Origin of the sequence: Tabrizicola soli (assembly GCF_015999335.1) — a bacterium.
GTDB lineage: Bacteria > Pseudomonadota > Alphaproteobacteria > Rhodobacterales > Rhodobacteraceae > Tabrizicola > Tabrizicola soli.
In genome coordinates, this window is record NZ_JAEACP010000001.1 from 306,933 (window position 1) to 324,203 (window position 17,271).

17 protein-coding genes and 1 pseudogene are annotated in these 17,271 nt (G+C 69.6%); 14 read left to right on the forward strand and 4 right to left on the reverse strand.

All coding sequences use genetic code 11. The features are described 5' to 3' along the window. Window positions 1-71: 71 nt before the first annotated feature. The 4 genes and pseudogenes from I7S92_RS01490 to I7S92_RS23300 all read left to right on the forward strand — a co-directional run. Complete coding sequence (locus tag I7S92_RS01490) at window positions 72-932, forward strand: dioxygenase family protein (protein ID WP_197641692.1); 861 nt, start codon at window positions 72-74, stop codon at window positions 930-932. Next, entirely contained in the window at window positions 929-1,990 is a 1,062-nt protein-coding gene (locus tag I7S92_RS01495; RefSeq protein ID WP_197641693.1) for a maleylacetate reductase, read from the forward strand. Before I7S92_RS01490 ends, I7S92_RS01495 begins: the two co-directional genes overlap by 4 nt. Window positions 1,991-2,062: 72 nt before the next feature. Continuing rightward, on the forward strand, window positions 2,063-2,800 hold the full coding sequence (locus I7S92_RS23075) for an FAD-dependent monooxygenase (RefSeq protein ID WP_277922938.1): 738 nt from the start codon (window positions 2,063-2,065) through the stop codon (window positions 2,798-2,800). Beyond that, window positions 2,773-3,099, forward strand: a pseudogene (locus I7S92_RS23300) (FAD-dependent monooxygenase); the annotation flags it as partial. The gene I7S92_RS23075 and the pseudogene I7S92_RS23300, both read left to right, overlap by 28 nt. 11 nt (window positions 3,100-3,110) lie before the next feature. Here the strand turns inward: I7S92_RS23300 and I7S92_RS23305 are convergent. Continuing rightward, the gene (locus I7S92_RS23305) at window positions 3,111-3,245 is read right to left on the reverse strand and encodes a hypothetical protein (RefSeq protein ID WP_277922942.1); all 135 of its coding nucleotides are present in this window, start codon (window positions 3,243-3,245) and stop codon (window positions 3,111-3,113) included. 101 nt (window positions 3,246-3,346) lie between these two features. Here I7S92_RS23305 and I7S92_RS23080 point away from each other — a divergent pair, with 101 nt between their 5' ends. The 7 genes from I7S92_RS23080 (at window position 3,347) to I7S92_RS01530 (ending at window position 10,533) form a co-directional block, all read left to right on the forward strand. Beyond that, window positions 3,347-3,802, forward strand: a complete 456-nt coding sequence (locus tag I7S92_RS23080; protein WP_242070031.1) for an aromatic-ring hydroxylase C-terminal domain-containing protein — start codon at window positions 3,347-3,349, stop codon at window positions 3,800-3,802. A 297-nt stretch (window positions 3,803-4,099) separates the two neighbouring features. After that, window positions 4,100-5,155 carry a PstS family phosphate ABC transporter substrate-binding protein gene (locus I7S92_RS01505; RefSeq protein WP_197641694.1) on the forward strand — a complete coding sequence of 352 codons (1,056 nt, stop codon included), beginning with the start codon at window positions 4,100-4,102 and terminating at the stop codon, window positions 5,153-5,155. A 58-nt stretch (window positions 5,156-5,213) separates the two neighbouring features. Beyond that, window positions 5,214-6,668: a phosphate ABC transporter permease subunit PstC gene (pstC, locus tag I7S92_RS01510; protein ID WP_197641695.1), complete on the forward strand. Its 1,455-nt coding sequence runs from the start codon at window positions 5,214-5,216 to the stop codon at window positions 6,666-6,668. Further along, the gene (gene pstA / locus I7S92_RS01515; RefSeq protein WP_197641696.1) at window positions 6,665-8,008 is read left to right on the forward strand and encodes a phosphate ABC transporter permease PstA; all 1,344 of its coding nucleotides are present in this window, start codon (window positions 6,665-6,667) and stop codon (window positions 8,006-8,008) included. The genes pstC and pstA overlap by 4 nt, the downstream gene beginning before the upstream one ends. A gap of 108 nt (window positions 8,009-8,116) precedes the next feature. Next, window positions 8,117-8,539 carry a RidA family protein gene (locus tag I7S92_RS01520; protein ID WP_197641697.1) on the forward strand — a complete coding sequence of 141 codons (423 nt, stop codon included), beginning with the start codon at window positions 8,117-8,119 and terminating at the stop codon, window positions 8,537-8,539. Beyond that, a complete protein-coding gene (locus I7S92_RS01525; protein ID WP_197641698.1) occupies window positions 8,536-9,207 on the forward strand; it encodes a DUF1028 domain-containing protein in 672 nt (223 codons plus the stop codon). Before I7S92_RS01520 ends, I7S92_RS01525 begins: the two co-directional genes overlap by 4 nt. A gap of 111 nt (window positions 9,208-9,318) precedes the next feature. Continuing rightward, a complete protein-coding gene (locus I7S92_RS01530) occupies window positions 9,319-10,533 on the forward strand; it encodes a flavin-containing monooxygenase (RefSeq protein WP_197641699.1) in 1,215 nt (404 codons plus the stop codon). A 59-nt stretch (window positions 10,534-10,592) separates the two neighbouring features. Here the strand turns inward: I7S92_RS01530 and I7S92_RS01535 are convergent, their stop codons facing one another. Then, window positions 10,593-11,795, reverse strand: coding sequence for a pyridoxal-phosphate-dependent aminotransferase family protein (locus tag I7S92_RS01535; RefSeq protein ID WP_197641700.1), 1,203 nt, complete (start codon window positions 11,793-11,795; stop codon window positions 10,593-10,595). 206 nt (window positions 11,796-12,001) lie between these two features. Here I7S92_RS01535 and I7S92_RS01540 point away from each other — a divergent pair, with 206 nt between their 5' ends. From I7S92_RS01540 to I7S92_RS01550, 3 genes are all read left to right on the forward strand, one after another. Continuing rightward, window positions 12,002-13,672, forward strand: coding sequence for an ABC transporter ATP-binding protein (locus I7S92_RS01540; RefSeq protein ID WP_197641791.1), 1,671 nt, complete (start codon window positions 12,002-12,004; stop codon window positions 13,670-13,672). A gap of 39 nt (window positions 13,673-13,711) precedes the next feature. After that, window positions 13,712-14,485 (forward strand): CAF17-like 4Fe-4S cluster assembly/insertion protein YgfZ, encoded by a 774-nt coding sequence (ygfZ, locus tag I7S92_RS01545; RefSeq protein ID WP_242070006.1) that lies wholly within the window; start codon window positions 13,712-13,714, stop codon window positions 14,483-14,485. 231 nt (window positions 14,486-14,716) lie between these two features. Beyond that, window positions 14,717-15,043, forward strand: a complete 327-nt coding sequence (locus tag I7S92_RS01550) for a DUF6280 family protein (protein WP_197641701.1) — start codon at window positions 14,717-14,719, stop codon at window positions 15,041-15,043. Window positions 15,044-15,118: 75 nt separating this feature from the next. On the opposite strand, the gene I7S92_RS01555 is transcribed toward I7S92_RS01550, so the two are convergent. Together I7S92_RS01555 and I7S92_RS01560 are read right to left on the reverse strand one after the other, a co-directional pair. Then, window positions 15,119-15,742 carry a hypothetical protein gene (locus I7S92_RS01555; RefSeq protein ID WP_197641702.1) on the reverse strand — a complete coding sequence of 208 codons (624 nt, stop codon included), beginning with the start codon at window positions 15,740-15,742 and terminating at the stop codon, window positions 15,119-15,121. Window positions 15,743-15,837: 95 nt separating this feature from the next. Then, window positions 15,838-17,208, reverse strand: coding sequence for a TolC family outer membrane protein (locus tag I7S92_RS01560; RefSeq protein WP_197641703.1), 1,371 nt, complete (start codon window positions 17,206-17,208; stop codon window positions 15,838-15,840). Window positions 17,209-17,271 lie beyond the last annotated feature (63 nt).

Below are 17,271 nucleotides of genomic sequence, written 5' to 3' on the forward strand. Positions count from 1 at the left end.
CAGATTTCATCGCCCTTCCTGCGCCGCCGCGTCATCTTTCCTTTCGCGGGAAGTGGAGGCCCGCGCCCACCATGCAGGCAAAGCCAGCCGACGATACCGTCTCCGGGGCCTTCGCCCGACGTCTCGGCCCCAGCCGCGAGGCGCGGCTTGGCGCGGCGGTGCTGGCCGTTGTCGGCCGGGCGCATGACCTCGTAGCCGAGCTGAAGCCCACCCCGGCCGAATTCCGCGCGCTGGTGGATTTCCTGACCGAGCTTGGCCATGCCTCGGATGCCCGGCGGCAGGAATGGGTGCTCCTGGCCGATGTGACCGGCCTCTCCACCCTGGTCGAGGAGCAGAACACCCCCTGCCCGCCCGGCACGACCCCTGCAACCCTGCCCGGCCCGTTCTACCGCGACGACGTGCCCGAGCTTCCCGCCGGCGCCAACCTGTCGCGCGATGGCCTGGGCGAGGCGCTGGCGGTCTCGCTCCGTGTCACCGATCTGGACGGCGGCCCGGTTCCGGACGCGCTGGTCGAGGTCTGGCAGGCCAATGCTTGCGGCCGCTACGAGAATCAGGACCCCGACCGCCAGCCCGAGTTCAACCTGCGCGGCCGGTTGCGCAGCGATGCCATGGGGCGGCTCTCCTTCCGCAGCGTGAAGCCGTGCGGCTATGCCCTGCCCGAGGATGGCCGCGTCGGCCGCCTGATGTCCGCGCTCGGCCTCAGGCTGGAACGCCCGGCGCACATCCATTTCAAGGTCACCGCCCCCGGTTTCCGCACCCTGGTCACCCATGTCTTCGACCGCGACGATCCCGCGATCCGCCGCGATGCGCTTTTCGGCGTCCGGCCCGAGCTTCTGGCCGAATTCTGTCGCCTGCCCCCCGGCGGCCCCGCCCGCCACGCGCTGGACCTGACCCTGGTCCTCGTTCCCGCCGCAGAGGAGATCCCCCGATGACCCGCGCCTTCACCTTTCCCGGCATCACCACCCGCGTCGTCTTCGGCGCCGGCACGCTCGCCCGGACCGGCGAGGAGCTTGCCCGCCTCGGCCATTCCCGCGCGCTGGTGCTCTCGACGCCGAACCAGCGCCAGGACGCGCAGGCCCTGGCCGAACGCCTGGGTGACAAGGCCGCCGGCGTCTTTGCCGGGGCCAGGATGCACACGCCGGTCGAGGTGACGGAAAAGGCGGTGCAGGCCTTTCTCGACACCGGCTCGGATTGCGTGATCTCGCTTGGCGGCGGCTCGACCACCGGGCTCGGCAAGGCTATCGCCGTGCGCACCGGCGCCGACCAGATCGCCATTCCCACCACCTATGCCGGCTCCGAGATGACCGACATCCTGGGCGAGACCGCGAGCGGCGAAAAGACCACCCGCCGCGAGGCCGCGATCCGGCCCGAGGTGGTGATCTACGACGTCGACCTCACCCTCTCGCTGCCGCTCGGCCTGACCGTGACCTCGGCGCTCAATGCCATCGCGCACGCGATGGAGGCCTTCTACGCCCCCGACCGCAACCCGGTGATCGAGGCGATGTGCCGCGACGCGATGCGCGCCTTCCAGAGCGCGATCCCCCGGCTGGTCCAGGACCCCGCCGACCGCGAGGCCCGGGGCGAGGCGCTTTATGCCGCCTGGTGCTGCTCGACCGCGCTTGGCCAGGTCTCCATGGCGCTGCACCACAAGCTTGCCCATGTCCTCGGCGGCAGCTTCGACCTGCCCCATGCCGAGACCCACGCCATCCTCTTGCCCCATACCACCGCCTTCAACGCCGCCGCCGTCCCCGACCTCCTTTCCCCGATCGCCGGGGTCTTCGGCGCGCCCGCCGGGGCGGGCCTGTGGGACTTCGCCAAGGCCTCGGGCGCACCGATGCGGCTGGCCGACCTCGGCCTTGCCAAGGCCGACCTGCCCCGCGCCGCCGCCATCGCGATGAAGAACAAGTATTGGAACCCCCGCCCCTTCGACGAGGCCGCGATCCTGACCCTGCTGCAGGCCGCCTGGGCAGGCACCCGCCCCGCAAGCTGATTCCCCCCCCGCGGGAGGCGGGGTCATCCATGACCGGGCGAAACGCCCGGCGAAACTCAAGGGAGAGAAGTGATGGCAGACATCACGACCGACGTTCTTGTGGTGGGCTCCGGGCCCGCAGGCTCGGCCACGGCGGCGCTTCTGGCGTCCTGCGTGGTCGAGGTCCTGGTGATCAACCGCTACCGCTGGCTGGCCAACACCCCACGCGCCCATATCACCAACCAGCGCACGATGGAGGTGCTGCGCGACCTTGGCCCCGAGGTGGAATCCGAGGCGATGAAGCACGCCACCCATCAGGAGCTGATGGGCAACAACGTCTTCTGCGAAAGCCTCACCGGCGAGGAACTGGGCCGGATGCAGTCCTGGGGCACCGCGCCCGCATCCAAGGCCCGCCACCAGCTCGCCAGCCCCTGCGAGATGAACGACCTGCCCCAGACCTTCATGGAGCCGATCCTCTTCGGCACGGCCTGCCGGCGCGGCGCGCAGTCGCGCATGTCCACCGAATACCTCTCCCACGTCCAGGATGACGAGGGCGTCACCACCACCTGCCGCGACCGGCTGACCGGCAAGGACTTCACCGTGCGGTCGAAATACCTGGTCGGCGCGGATGGCGGCAACAGCCTCGTCGCCGAACACCTCGGCCTGCCGTTCGAGGGCAGGATGGGCGTCGGCGGCAGCATGAACATCCTGTTCCGCGCCGACCTGTCGAAATACGTCGCGCACCGGCCTTCGGTCCTCAGCCCGGCGCCGATGTCGGCGGCATCGGCATGGGCCTCGTGCGTATGGTCCGACCCTGGAACGAATGGCTGATCGTCTGGGGCTATGACATCACCCGGCCCGCTCCGGTGGTGGACCATGCCCTCGCCATCCAGGTCGCGCGCCAGCTGGTCGGCGCCCCCGATCTCGAGATCGAGCTTCTGGTCGCCAATACCTGGACGGTGAACAACTGCTTCGCCACCCGGATGCAGAAGGGCCGCGCCTTCATCATGAGCGACGCCGCGCACCGGCATCCGCCCTCGAACGGGCTCGGCTCGAACACCTCGATCCAGGACGCCTTCAACCTCGCCTGGAAACTCGCCACCGTGATCAAGGGCCAGGCCAGCCCGAGACTCCTGGACAGCTACAGCGTGGAACGCGCGCCCGTCGCGCGCCAGATCGTCACCCGCGCCAACCAGTCGATCACCGAATTCGGCCCGATCTTCGAGGCGCTCGGCATGGACGGCGGCATCGACCACGAGAAGATCCAGCGCAACATGGCCGCCCGCTGCGACGCAACCCCCGCGGCCGAGGCGCAGCGCGAGGCGCTCCGCAAGGCCTTCGAGTTCAAGAAATACGAATTCGACGCACGGGGTCGAGATGAACCAGCGTTACGCCTCCGGCGCGATCCTGACCGACGGCCAGACCCCGCCCGCGCCAAACGCCGACATGCAGCTTTACTACCAGCCCACCACCTTCCCCGGCGCGCGCCTGCCGCATGTCTGGCTCTACGACCGGCAGGGCGGGAAACACTCCAGCCTCGACCTCACCGGCAAGGGCCGCTTCACCCTGCTGACCGGGATCGGCGGCGAGGGCTGGATCGCGGCCGCCGAACAGGTCGCGGCCGAACTCGGCCTGCCGATCCATTGCGTCAAGATCGGCCCGCGCTGCGCCTATGAGGACCACATGGGCGACTGGGCCCGCGCGCGTGAGGTGACCGACGCCGGCTGCGTCCTCGTCCGCCCCGACCACCACGTCGCCTGGCGCAGCCCCACCGCCAGCACCGACCCACGGGCCGAACTGACCCGCGCCCTGCGCGCCGTCCTCGGCCGCTGACCTCCCGGCCCGCGCGCACCTCTCCGCGCGGGTCCTCCCGAAGCCCCCTTCATACTGGCCGAATATCCCGCCGGAGGCCGCCCGAGGGCTTTTGCGTCCTTCACGCAAAAACCCGAGACAAAAGGAACGCGGAACGCGCTCATCTTGACAGACGTCCCGCACCCGCGCGCCGCGAGGCCCGGAATTCCTCTCCCTGTCACACAGCTTTTACATTCCCGATAAACAAGCGTCACAACCGACGACTAGAGCCGGACGCACGCTGCCACATTCGGCCGCACGTCAAGCAGGAGTGACCCAATGACCCCCGTCCACCTGACCGTCTCGGTCCTGGCCTTCGCCGCCGCCTCGGCGCTGCCCGCCATGGCCCGCGACCAGATCCAGATCACCGGCTCGTCCACCGTGCTGCCCTATGCCACCATCGTCGCCGAGGCCTTCGGCGAGAATTTCGACTTCCCCAGCCCGGTCGTGGAAGGTGGCGGTTCGGGTGCGGGCCGCAAGAAGCTCTGCGAAGGCGTCGGCGAGACCACCGTAGACATCGCCAACTCCTCCAGCCGCATCTCGCAGTCGGACATCGACCTCTGCGCCAAGAACGGCGTGGCCGAGGTGATGGAAGTCCGTTTCGGCTATGACGGCATCGTCTTCGCCTCGGACGTGAACGGCGCCGATTTCGCGCTGACCCCGGCCGATGTCTACAACGCGCTGGCCGCCAGGGTCGCCAAGGACGGCGCGCTGGCCGACAACGCCACCGCCCAATGGGTCGACGTGAACGCCGGACTGCCCGCCCAGGCCATCCTCGCCTACATCCCCGGCACCAAGCACGGCACCCGCGAAGTCTTCGACGTCAAGGTGCTCGAGGCGGGCTGCAAGGACAGCGGCGCCTATGACCTGTTCCTCGCCGCTGCCGAAGGCGCGGACGACAAGGAAAAGGACGGCAACGCCAAGAAGGCCTGCATCGAGCTGCGCAAGGACGGCAAGTCGGTCGACATCGACGGCGACTACACCGAGACCCTGGCCCGCCTCGACGCCGACAAGAACGCGGTCGGCATCTTCGGGCTGTCCTTCTACCAGAACAACACCGACAAGCTTAAGGTCGCCACCATGTCGGGCGTCGTCCCCTCCGTGGAGAGCATCGCCTCGGGCGACTATCCGGTGTCGCGCCCGCTCTACTTCTACGTCAAGAAGGCGCATATCGGCGTGATCCCCGGCCTGAAGGAATATATCGAGTTCTTCGTCTCCGACGACATGGCCGGCCCCGAGGGCCCGCTGGCGGAATACGGCCTCGTCTCCGACCCCGAGCTTGCCGCGACCCAGGCGGCCGTTGCCGCCGAGACCCCGATGGGGCCGCTGGAATAAGCCGACACCGGGCGGGGCCTTCCGGCCCCGCCTTTCCCTTCCCGACCGGAACCCCCCGATGTCCGTCCCGATGACCCTCGCCGCCGTCCTGGTCCTGGCCCTCGCCGGTTTCCTTCTGGCCCGGCACAGGGCGCTGGCCACCGCCGGCGGCAACCCCCGGCTCCTCCATTCGCTTCCGGCCTATTACGGCTGGTTCGGCGCGATCCGGGTCCTCGTCCCCGGTCTCGTCACGCTCTCGCTCTGGCTGGTACTCCAGCCCCTGGTGATCGAAAGCCGCATCGCCGCAACCCTCCCGCCGGCCCTGAGCGCCGATCCCGCCGTACGGGAACTCGCCCTCACCGACATCCGCCGCCTGGCCGAGGGCCTGGATATCGCCGTCGCCGCCGGCGCGCTGACCCCTGGCGCCGCCGCCGCCCTTTCCCCGCCCGAGGCCCGCGCCAGCCTCGCCGCCATCGGCGTCGCGCTCGGCTCGGACGTGACGCCCGAGGTCCTGGCCGCGGCCCAGGACTACCGCACCGCCGCCGCCCGGGGCGCGATGCTGCGCACCGCCCTCACCCTTGCCGCCGCCCTCGCCGGCCTCCTCTCCGCCTTCCGCCGCAGCCACAAGGACTTCCGCGCCCGCAACAGCGTCGAGCGTGTGGTCCTTTGGCTGCTGATCGCCGCCTCCTCCATCGCGGTCCTGACCACCGTGGGCATCGTCTGGTCCATGGTCTCCGAGACCTTCGACTTCTTCGCGAAATACCCCGCCAAGGACTTCTTCTTCAGCCTCACCTGGTCGCCGAACTTCCGCGGCGGCTCGGATCTCGGGATCGTCCCGCTGATCTGGGGCACGCTCTACATCACCCTGATCGCGATGCTGGTCGCCGTCCCGATCGGCCTTTTCGCCGCGATCTTCCTGGCCGAATATGCCACGCGCCGCACCCGCGCCTGGGTCAAGCCGCTGATCGAGATCATCGCCGGCATCCCCACCGTCGTCTTCGGCATCTTCGCCCTGATCACCGTCGGCCCCGCCTTGCGCGACTGGTTCGCCCAGCCGCTCGGCCTCGGCAATTCCGGTTCCTCGGTCATGACCGCCGGCATCGTCATCGGCATCCTGAACATCCCCTTCATCTCCTCGCTGTCCGACGACATCATCAACGCCGTGCCGCAATCCCTGCGCGACGGCAGCCTCGGCCTCGGCGCGACCCGGTCCGAGACGGTGAAACAGGTCATCCTTCCCGCCGCCCTCCCCGGCATCGTCGGCGCCGTCCTCATGGCCACCTCCCGCGCCATCGGCGAGACGATGATCGTCGTCATGGGCGCCGGCGCCGCCGCCAAGCTCTCGCTCAATCCGTTCGAGGCGATGACCACGATGACGGTCAAGATCGTCGGCCAGCTGACCGGCGACACCGATTTCGCCTCGCCCGAGACCCTGGTCGCCTTCGCCCTCGGCATGACGCTCTTCGTCATCACCCTCGGCCTCAATATCTTCGCCCTCTGGATCGTCCGCAAATACCGCGAGCAGTACGAATGACCGACCTTTCCGTCTCCCTGCCGCAGGCAAGGCCCTCGCTTCTCGCCCCCTCCGCGCGGATGCGCCGCCGCAACGCGGCCGAGCGGCGCTTCCGCCTCTACGGCCTGGCCGCGATTGCCGTCTCGCTGGCGATCCTCGCGATCATGTTGGCCACCATCCTGCGCGACGGGGTCTCCTCCTTCACCCAGGCCCGGCTTTCCTTCCCGGTCACCCTCCCGGCCGAGGTTCTCGACCCCAAGGGCAACCGCGACCCGGCCGAGATGGGCAAGGTCACCACCATCGGCTATGGCAAGGTCCTCACCGCCGCCTTCCTGGCCGAGCTCGAGCGTCGCGGCATCGCCGAAGACGGGGTCGGCGCCAAGAAGGTCGCCGAACTGATCTCGAAGGACGCCCCCGGCACGCTCCGCGCCCGCGTCCTTGCCGACCCCGCGCTGATCGGCGGCACCATCGACGCCAGCGTCTTCGCCTCGGGCCGGATCGACGGCTACCTCAAGGGCCGCGTCACGCTGGAAAGCGCCGAACGCGACAGCAACATCAGCCCCGGGCAGCTCCGCCTCGCGCAGAAACTGGTCGAGGCGGGGATGCTGACCTCCGGTTTCAACTGGTCCTTCCTGACCAACCCCGACGCCTCCGACCAGCGCCCCGAGGCCGCGGGCCTCGGCGTCGCGATCCTCGGCTCGCTCTACATGATGGTCCTCGTGCTGATCATGTGCGTGCCGGTCGGCATCGCGGCCAGCATCTATCTTGAGGAATTTGCCCCGAAGAACCGCTGGACCGACGCGATCGAGGTCAACATCTCCAACCTCGCCGCCGTCCCCTCCATCGTCTACGGCATCCTCGGCCTGGCGATCTTCATCAACTTCGCCGGCCTGCCGCAGTCCTCCTCGCTCGTCGGCGCGCTGGTCCTGTCGCTGATGACCCTGCCCACCATCATCATCGCCACCCGCGCGGCCATCCGCGCCGTGCCGCCCTCGATCCGCGACGCGGCCCTGGGCGTCGGCGCCTCGAAGATGCAGACCGTGTTCCACCACGTCCTGCCGCTGGCCATGCCCGGCATCCTGACCGGCACGATCCTCGGCCTTGCCAGCGCCCTGGGGGAAACCGCGCCGCTTCTCCTGATCGGCATGGTCGCCTTTGTCGACAACTATCCCGCCGCCCCGCCCGAAGGGATCCTCGACCCCGCCACCGCGCTGCCGGTGCAAGTCTACAGCTGGGCCAGCCGCTCGGACCCGGCCTTCATCGAGCGTTCGAACGGCGCGATCATCGTCCTCCTCGTCTTCCTCGTGGCGATGAACGTGGCCGCGATCCTGTTGCGCCGCCGCTTCGAGCGGCGCTGGTAAGGGGACCCGGCCCGGAAAGGCCAAAATCGCCGCGCTTCGCGTCGCTACCGATCTTTCGCCCTCCGGCCATTTCGGGCAGGGTTGCCGGATCAGTGACAAGAGGCCCCGATGACGCATTTCCGGCACCGCAAGTTCAACACGCGCGACACCTACCCCGAGCAGAAGCTCGACAACGACCTCGCGCAGGCCGTGGTCGCCCGCGGCCGCACCGTCTTTCTGCGCGGCCAGTGCCCGCAGGACCTGGACACCGCGCAGGACATCGGCAGCCACGACCCGGTCGAGCAGACCCACAAGGTTATGCAGAACATCCGGCAATTGCTGGAAGAAGTCGGCGGCAAGATGGAGCACCTGTGCAAGATCGTCGTCTACCTGACCGACGTCCGCCACCGCGAGGCCGTCTACCGGACCATGGGCGAATACATCAAGGGCGTGCATCCGGTCTCGACCGGAGTGGTGGTCAGCGCCCTTGCCCGCCCCTCCTGGCTGGTCGAGATCGACGGCACCGCGGTGATCCCGGACGACGAAGCATGACCTTCTCGCTCGTCGCCCGCTGCGCCCGGACCGGGCAGTTCGGCATGGCGATCTCCTCCTCCTCGCCCGCCGTCGCCGCGCGCTGCGTGCATCTGCGCCCCGGCGTCGGCGCGGTGGCCAGCCAGAACATCACCGACCCTGCCCTCGGGCCGCTGATTCTCGACCGGCTGGAATCCGGCCTCTCCGCCACCCAGGCGCTGGCCTCGGTGCGCGAGCGGCGGGCGCATATCGACTATCGCCAGCTTCTCGTCGTGGATGCGCGGGGCGAGACCGCCGTGCATTCCGGCCGTCAGGTCCTCGGCCTCTGGGGCGAGGCTCAGGGCAAGTACTGCGCCGCCGGAGGCAATCTTCTGGCCGACGCGGGGATTCCCGCCCTGATGGTCGCCGCCTTCGAGGCCGCCTCCGGCGACCTGGCCGAGCGGCTGATGCAGGCGCTCGAGGCCGGGCTTGCCGCCGGGGGCGAGGCCGGGCCGGTCCATTCCGCCGGCCTGCGTGTCGTCGACCGCCTCTCCTGGCCGATCGTGGACCTGCGCATCGACTGGGCCGAGGATCCGATCGGGATGCTCCGCGCCGCCTGGGACGTCTACGCCCCGCAGATCGCCGCCTATGTCCAGCGCGCCGAGGACCCGACCCGCGCCCCCTCCTACGGGGTGCCGGGCGATGAATGACGGGCCGGGAGTGATGAACGATCCGTTAAGGCCCGCAGGCAAGCCGTTGATTTCAAAAGCAGGGAAACATGGGCCACGCGTGGCCAGCACCCTTCTCCAGGACTTCCATCCATGACCCAGACCCTCCACACCCTCGTCATCGGCGGCGGCCAGGCCGGCATCGCCACCTCGACGCACCTGCAGAAGCAGGGCGTCCCCCACCTCCTCCTGGAACGCGCCCGCCTCGCCGAACGCTGGCGGAGCGAACGGTGGGACAGCCTCGTCGCCAACGGCCCCGCCTGGCACGACCGCTTCCCCGACGCCGAATTCCGGGACACGGCCCCCGACGCCTTCGCACCGAAAGAAAGCGTCGCCAGCTATTTCCAGACCTTCGCCGAGAGCCGCGACCTGCCGGTCCGCACCGGGGTGGAGGTCACCGGGCTGACCCGCGAGGGCGACCTGTTCCTTGCACAGACCTCGGACGGCCCGGTCGCGGCCCGCAACGTCGTCGTCGCGACCGGCCCATTCCAGAAGCCGGTGATCCCCACCACGATCTCCGACCCCGGCATCACCCAGCTCCATTCGAACGCCTACCGCAACCCCGCCCAGCTGCCCGAGGGCGCGATCCTCGTGGTCGGCGCCGGCTCCTCGGGCGCGCAGATCGCCGAGGAACTGGTCCGCGCCGGCCGCCGGGTCTACCTCTCGATCGGCCCCCACGACCGCCCGCCCCGCCGCTACCGGGGCCATGATTTCGTCTGGTGGCTGGGCAAGCTGGGCAAGTGGGACATGAAGACCCCCACCCCCGGCACCGAGCACGTCACCATCGCCGTCAGCGGCGCCTATGGCGGCCATACGATGGACTTCCGCCGCCTCGCGAGCCTGGGCGTCACCCTTCTGGGCCGGGCCGGTGAGTACCGCGACGGCGCGCTCCACTTCGCCCCGGACCTGGCCGCCAACATCGCGGCGGGGGACCGCAACTACCTCTCGGTCCTGGACGAGGCCGATGCCTTTGCCACCGCGCAGGGCCTGGACCTGCCGCCGGACCCCGGCGCGCGCGACCTCCTGCCCCTACCGCCTGAGGTCGCGGACCCGATCCTGACCCTCGACCTGCGCGCGGCGGGGATCAGCACGGTGATCTGGGCCACCGGCTTCAAGCTGGACTTCGACTGGATCGACCTGGACATCTTCCGCCCCGACGGCCGCCCCCGCCATGTCGAGGGAGTGGTCGAGGAGGTGCCGGGCCTCTACTTCGTCGGCCTGCCCTGGCTGTCGTGCCGGGGCTCCTCGTTCATCTGGGGCGCCTGGCGCGACGCCGAGCGGCTGGCCGCCCACATCGCCCGACGCTGAAAGGCGGCGGCGGGCGAGCTCAGGTTGTCTCTGAAGGCTCGCCCGCAGCTACCTGTTTCTCAAGCGTTCCGGGCGATCACGCCAGCCGCCGCCGCCAGAGCCCCCACGCCATGGGGGATGTCCAGCGCGACCAGCCCCGCCTCCATCACCGCCAGCGCGCCCAGCGTCATATGGGCGTTGACATGGCCCATATGTCCGACCCGCAGGAAGCCGTGATAGGCCGGCTCGGTCGAGGCGGCCATACCGAGGCCGATGCCAAGCGTCACGCCCGCCCTGGTCTCGCACCATTCCCGCAGCCGCGTGGCATGGGGCGCGCCGAAGCGGGCGGCGGTGACCGACCAGCCGCGATGGACGGGGTCGGCCACGTTCAACCCGATCTGCGGATTGCCCGCGCCCCAGGCGTCGAAGGCGGCCCAGACGGTGCGGGCCAGCGTGTGGTGGCGATGCCAGACCTGCGGCATCCCCTCCTCGCGCAGCATGTCCAGCGCCTCGCGCAGGCCGTAAAGGTGGTTCGTGGGCGCCGTGCCGTCCCAGTGCTGCCAGAAATCCTCGGGCTGGGCGCGGGGCCCCCAGGCCCAATAGGGCGTGGCAAGGTCGGAATGGCCGCAGCGCAGGCGGGCGGTCTCCGAGAACCAGACGAAGGCCAGGCCGGGCGGCGTCATCAGGCCCTTCTGGCAGGCCGCGACCATCACGTCGACGCCCCAGTCGTCCATCCGGAACTCGTCGCAGCCGAGGCTCGCGATACAGTCCACCGCCAGCAGCGCGGGGTGCCCGGCCGCATCCATCGCCGCCCGCAGCGCCGGAATGTCGGTCTTGATCGAGCTTGCGGTATCGACATGGGTGGTCAGGACCGCCTTGATCCGATGGCCCGCATCGTCCCGCAACGCCGCCTCGACCCGGTCGAAATCGACGGGGGAGGACCTGCCGAAATCCAGCACCTCGACCTCGATACCCATGGCGCGTGCGCTTTCGGCCCAGCTCAGCCCGAACCGGCCCGTGGCCAGAACCAGCGCCTTTTCGCCCCGGCTGAACAGGTTGGCATTGGCCGCCTCCCAGCCGCCATGGCCGTTGCCGATGTACATCGCCACATGCCCCGTGGTCCCCGCCACCATGCGCAGGTCGGGCCAGAGGCTTGCGACCATCTCGATCAGCGGACCCTCGTAGATGTTGGGCGAGCCGCGGTGCATGGCGCGGAGCACCCGGTCAGGGATCACCGAGGGGCCGGGGATGGCCAGATAGGGGCGGCCGCTGGCAAGGCTCATGCATCTCTCCATTGCTGTCGGACAATGGCTAGGCCGGGCCGTGCCATGCGTCAATCCGGCGCGGCTTGAGACGCCCGGCCTTTCCCGGTAAACCCCGGAAGGTCCGACCGAAAGGCCCCCAGCCCTTGCAGCCCACCCGCGCCTATCCGTCCCGCCAGCTTTTCACCCGGTTCTGGCGCGCCTATCTGCGGCCGCATCTTGGGCTGATGGCCCTGGCCTTCCTGATGATGGTGCTGGAAGGCTCGACGCTGGGTCTCCTCAGCTACATGATCGAGCCGCTGTTCGACCGCGTCTTCGCCCCCGGCGGCGCGGGGGCGCTGATCTGGGTGGGCGGGGGCATCCTGGCGCTGTTCCTGGCACGGGCGGTGACCTCGATCCTGGGGCGCTGGCTTCTGGCCAAGGTCAACCAGTCCAGCGCCGGGGCGATGCAGGGGGATCTCCTGGGCCACCTCCTGACGCTGGATTCGCGCTTCTTCCAGGAAAACTCTCCCGGCCAGCTGATCGAGCGGGTGCAAGGCGACACGCTGGCCGTGCAGGGCGCGGCGACGATGGTGATCGGCGGGATCGGGCGGGACGTGGTCTCGCTGGTTGGGCTGTTCGCGGTCACCCTGATGATCGACCCGGTCTGGACCCTGGCGGCGCTGGTCGGGGCCCCGCTTCTCCTCTTGCCGGCGCTGGTGCTGCGCCGCTACCTGCGCCGCAAGGCGATGCACACGAGGCAACAGGCGGGCCTGCGCGCCACCCGGCTGGACGAGATCTTCCACGGCATCCAGGCGGTCAAGCTGAACCGGATGGAGGGCTACCAGACCGCCCGCTTCCGGCGCATCGTCGACACGATCGTCCGGGCCGAGGTCAAGACGGTGGTCGGACGTTCGGCCATGCCCGCCCTGGTGGATGTGATCACCGGGCTTGGCTTCTTTGCCGTCCTGATGCTGGGCGGCAGCGAGGTGGCGGCGGGCGAGCGCACCACGGGCGAGTTCATGTCCTTCTTCACCGCCATGGCGCTGACCTTCCAGCCGATCCGTCGCCTTGGCGATCTGGCGGGCCAGTGGCAGGTGGCCGAGGCGAGCCTTGAGCGGGTCTACACGCTGTTCGACACCCGGCCCTCGGGCAGCCGCCCGGCGCTCAGCCGCGCCCGCCCCGCGCCCGGCGCACCGGAGATCCGGTTCGAGGGCGTCTCCTTCACCTATCCCGACCGGCCGGTGCTGGAGAATCTGAGCTTCACCGCCGAGGCCGGCAAGGTCACCGCGCTGGTCGGCGCCTCGGGCGCGGGGAAATCCACCGTGTTCCAGCTGATCGCCGCACTGGCCGAGCCGCAGGCGGGCCGCATCCTGATCGGCGGCGTGGATGTGCAGGAGATGAGCCTGGCCGACCAGCGGGCGCTGCTGGCCTCGGTCACGCAGGATTCGGCGCTGTTCGACGAGACGCTGCGCGAAAACCTGCTTCTGGGCCGGGCGGACGTGGACGAGGCCCGGCTGACGGCCGCCCTCGCCGATGCCGAGGTCGCGGGCTTCACCGACAGCCTGCCGCTGGGGCTGGAGACCCCGGCGGGTCCGCGCGGCTCGGCCCTGTCGGGGGGGCAGCGGCAGCGGATCGCGATCGCGCGGGCGCTATTGGCCGATGCGCCGGTGCTGCTGCTGGACGAGGCGACCTCAGCTCTGGACACGCGGACCGAGGCCGCCGTCTCGGCCGCGCTGGCCCGGGCGCAGGCGGGGCGGACGACGCTGGTGATCGCGCACCGGCTTTCGACGGTGAAGGGGGCGGACCGGATCCTGGTGCTGGACCATGGCCGCCTGATCGAGGAAGGCACCCATGACAGCCTGATGGCGCGGGGCGGGGCCTATGCGCAGCTGCAGCAGGCGCAGTTGCGCGACTGACCCTTTCCCCTTCCCGCGCCTCTGCCTATGTTTGACGGCATGATGGACCCGACCCTGGGCGAGGCCGCCCCGAACCGCACCGTGATCGCCCTGACCGGCAAGGACGCCCTGCGTTTCCTGCAGGGGCTGGTGTCGAACGACGTCCGCCCGCTGGAGCATGGCCCGGGCCTGGTCTGGGCGGCGCTCCTGACGCCGCAGGGCAAGTATCTGGCGGATTTCTTCATTGCCCGCGATGCCGAGGGGCAGCTTCTGCTGGACATCGCGACGCCGCTGGCCGCCGACACGCTGCGGCGGCTGGCGATGTACCGGCTGCGGGCGGATGTGCAGTTGCAGCCGACAGAGTTGCAGGTCCTGCGCGGGCTGGGCGATGCCCCGGAGGGCGCCCTGCCCGACCCGCGCCACCCCGCGCTTGGCTGGCGCGGGTTCAGCACCCTGCCGGGCCAGCCGCCGCGGATCGACTGGGACGCGATCCGGGTCGCGCATCTGATCCCCGAAAGCGGCATCGAACTGGTCCCCGACGACAGCTATATCCTGGAGCACGGGTTCGAGCGGCTGCATGGGGTGGACTTTCGCAAGGGCTGCTACGTCGGCCAGGAGGTCACTGCGCGGATGAAGCACAAGACCGAGTTGCGCAAGGGCCTCGTCCGGGTCGAGGTCGAGGGCTCGGCCCCGGTCGGCAGCGAGATCCTCGCCGACGGCAAGCCTGCCGGGGTGCTTTACACCCAGGCGGGCGGCCAGGGGATCGCCTATCTGCGCCACGACCGGGCCGGGGGCACATTGACCGCCGCAGCCGCGCGGCTGCGGCTGGCATGAGCCGGCTGCAAAGATCCTTGACGAAATCCTAACGCAAAGGTTGAAATCGGCGGACGGGCCCCTAAATCTCGTGATGGTCTGCCGGGGCCAACGACTAGATGCTGAGGGCGCAAATTCAGCCATGCACCAGGCGCATGGCAGTCATTCCAAACCGGAAGCCCCCGAATCGCATACAAATCGTTACAACCCCTCGGACGCGAGGAATTACAAGAGCAATAAAAAGGAAAGCCGATGCTCGACACCATCGACAGCACCGCCTTCAACTTCGAGCAGGGCCAGCGTGCGCGCAAGCTGTTCGCGGCCGTCGTGCTTGCCGCCTTGGACGATGCCATTGCCGACGACAAGAAGTATGGCAACGGTCCCGACCAGATCGCCCGCTGGGCCCGTTCGCGCGACGGGCGCGAAGTCCTGTCCTGCGCCGGGATCGACCCGAACGAGCGGGTGGTCAAGGGCCTGATGGAATTCGTGTCGAAGGGCATCCGCACCAGCGTCGCGCTCTCGCGCGAGGAATCCGAGCGTCGCCACGCGCTTGAGGCCGAACAGGCCGAAGCCGCCTGATCAGGTCCGGCAAGGACCTAGACGAAACGCGCCCCCAGTGGGCGCGTTGTCATTTCCGGGGTCGGTTTCCGGGGCTCAGTCCAGGGAGCGAGCGGCGAGTGCCCGGTTCACCTCGGCCCGGACCAGCTTGCGGACGTTGCGGGTGATCCTCTCGCCAAGGCTGCCCTGCAACTCCTGGCGGAGGATCTCGCGGACAAGATCGTGCAGCTCGGCCTCGTCCATCACCCGCAGGTTCTCGTCCTCCAGGACGGCGGCGGTCAGGACCTCGGCCACGTCGATCTCATCCTCATTCTCGGCCACAGGTTCGGCCTCGGCAGGAGCAGCGGCGGAGGGAAAGGCGACCACGGGACCCTCGCCCTGAAGGGCCTCCTCCTCCTCGACCTCGGGCCACATCGGCGCTTCGGCCACCAGTTCGGCCTCTTCCACGCCAAGCGCGATCTCGGCCAACGGGGCCTCGGGCGCGGACCAGATCGGCTCTTCCCAATCGGCATCGACCAGAACGGCTTCCTCCGGCGCCAGGTCGCTGCCGGTCAGGATCAGCGGCGCGACGGGCGCGGCCTCGGGGACCACGCGCAGCGAGGGAGTCAGGAGGAGCTTTTCCCCCGGTTCGGGGTCATGGGGGCATCGGTCGGCAGAGACCAGCCTGCGCACAGAGGACACCAGATCCTCGACCCCGTTCGATGTCAGCGATCCCGGCATATCCGGCCTTCCGTCCAAGCCACGCGAACCCGCCGGATGAGCCTACTCTGGCAAGCCCATGTCCGGCAACAGTTTTCGCGCCGGACGGCCCCTGCTCAATTGCCGATCTTTTCCAGAATCCGGTCCAGAGCCTTGCCCTGCGCGCTGTGCGCGGGCGCACGCTCGACCGATTTGTAATAGGCTTCGGGATCGTAGGTCGGGATGCCGAGCTGCAGATGCTCGACGGTCAGCAGGCCCATGGTCGAGAGCACGCGGTAGACGCTGACGTAACGCTGCGCCTCGGCCTGGAGGCGGGCGTTGCGGGCATCCAGAAGCTCCTGCTCGGCGTCCAGCACGTCCAGCGTGGTCCGCGCGCCCAGTTGCGCCTCTTCGCGCACGCCGTCGAAGGCGGTTTGCGCGGCGCGGATCTGGCGGTCGGAAGCCTCGATCGAGGCGTTGGAGACCAGAAGCCCGGCCCAGGCGACGCCGACCGATTGCAGCACGTTCACCGTGGTCTGCTGCAGGCCCGCCCGCGCCCGGTCATTGCCCGCGATCGCCTGGCGCAGCAGCGCCGCCAGCTTGCCGCCGGCATAGAGCGTCTGGTTCCACACCAGCCCGACCGAGGCGCTGTCCAGCCCGTCGTTGTCGGTCTCGAGGCTGGCCTGGGCGCCCAGCGTCGGCTTCATCCCGGCGCGGGCCAGATCGACCTGCAACCCGCCGATGGTCACGAGATGCTGCGCCTGGCGGATCAGCGGATGGGACTTGCGCGCGACCGACTGCGCCTCCTCCAGCGACTTCGGCAGGGCCGGAGCCCTGGGCGGGGCCGCAAGGTTGCCGGGATAGGCGCCGGTCGCGGCCTTGTAGGATTCGCGCGCGACCATCAGGTCGCCCTCGGCCGCCGAAAGCGCCGAGCGCGAGGCCGCCAGCCGCGCCTCGGCGATGGCTACGTCGGTGCGGGTGATCTCGCCCACGTCGAAACGGTCCTGGGCGGCGCGAAGCTCCTGGGTGATGAGCCGCAGGTTGCTTTGCCGCAGCGCCACGACATCCAGCGCCAGCCGCACATCGACATAGGCCTGGACGGCGGCAAGCAGCACCTCCTGCTCGACCTGGACCAGCGCCTGACGGGTGGCCAGCACGCTTTCGCGCGCGAGCTCGATCCCGAAATGGCGGCGGCCGAAATCCAGAAGCAGCAGGTCGGCCGACAGCGACAGCGAGGCCGAGGTGCCCTCGACCGTGGCCGGGACCGGCGAAGAGACATCTGCCCGCCGCCAGCCGGCGGTCGCGGTATAGGCGATCACCGGCCGCAACGACGAGACGGCGACCGCCACATCCTCATCCGCGGCGCGCAGCACCGCGCGGTTCTGGTCCAGGAGATTCGAGTTGCGATAGGCCGCGATCAGCGCATCCGTCAGCGTCTCGGCCCCTGCCCCGGCCGCCGACCCAAGCGCCGCCGCCGCCACCACCACCGCTCGAAGCCAGGACCGCATCCGTTCCGCCTTTCCCACGCGCGGCCATGGCCGCCCGCCTTGTTGCACCTTCGCCGGAAGCCC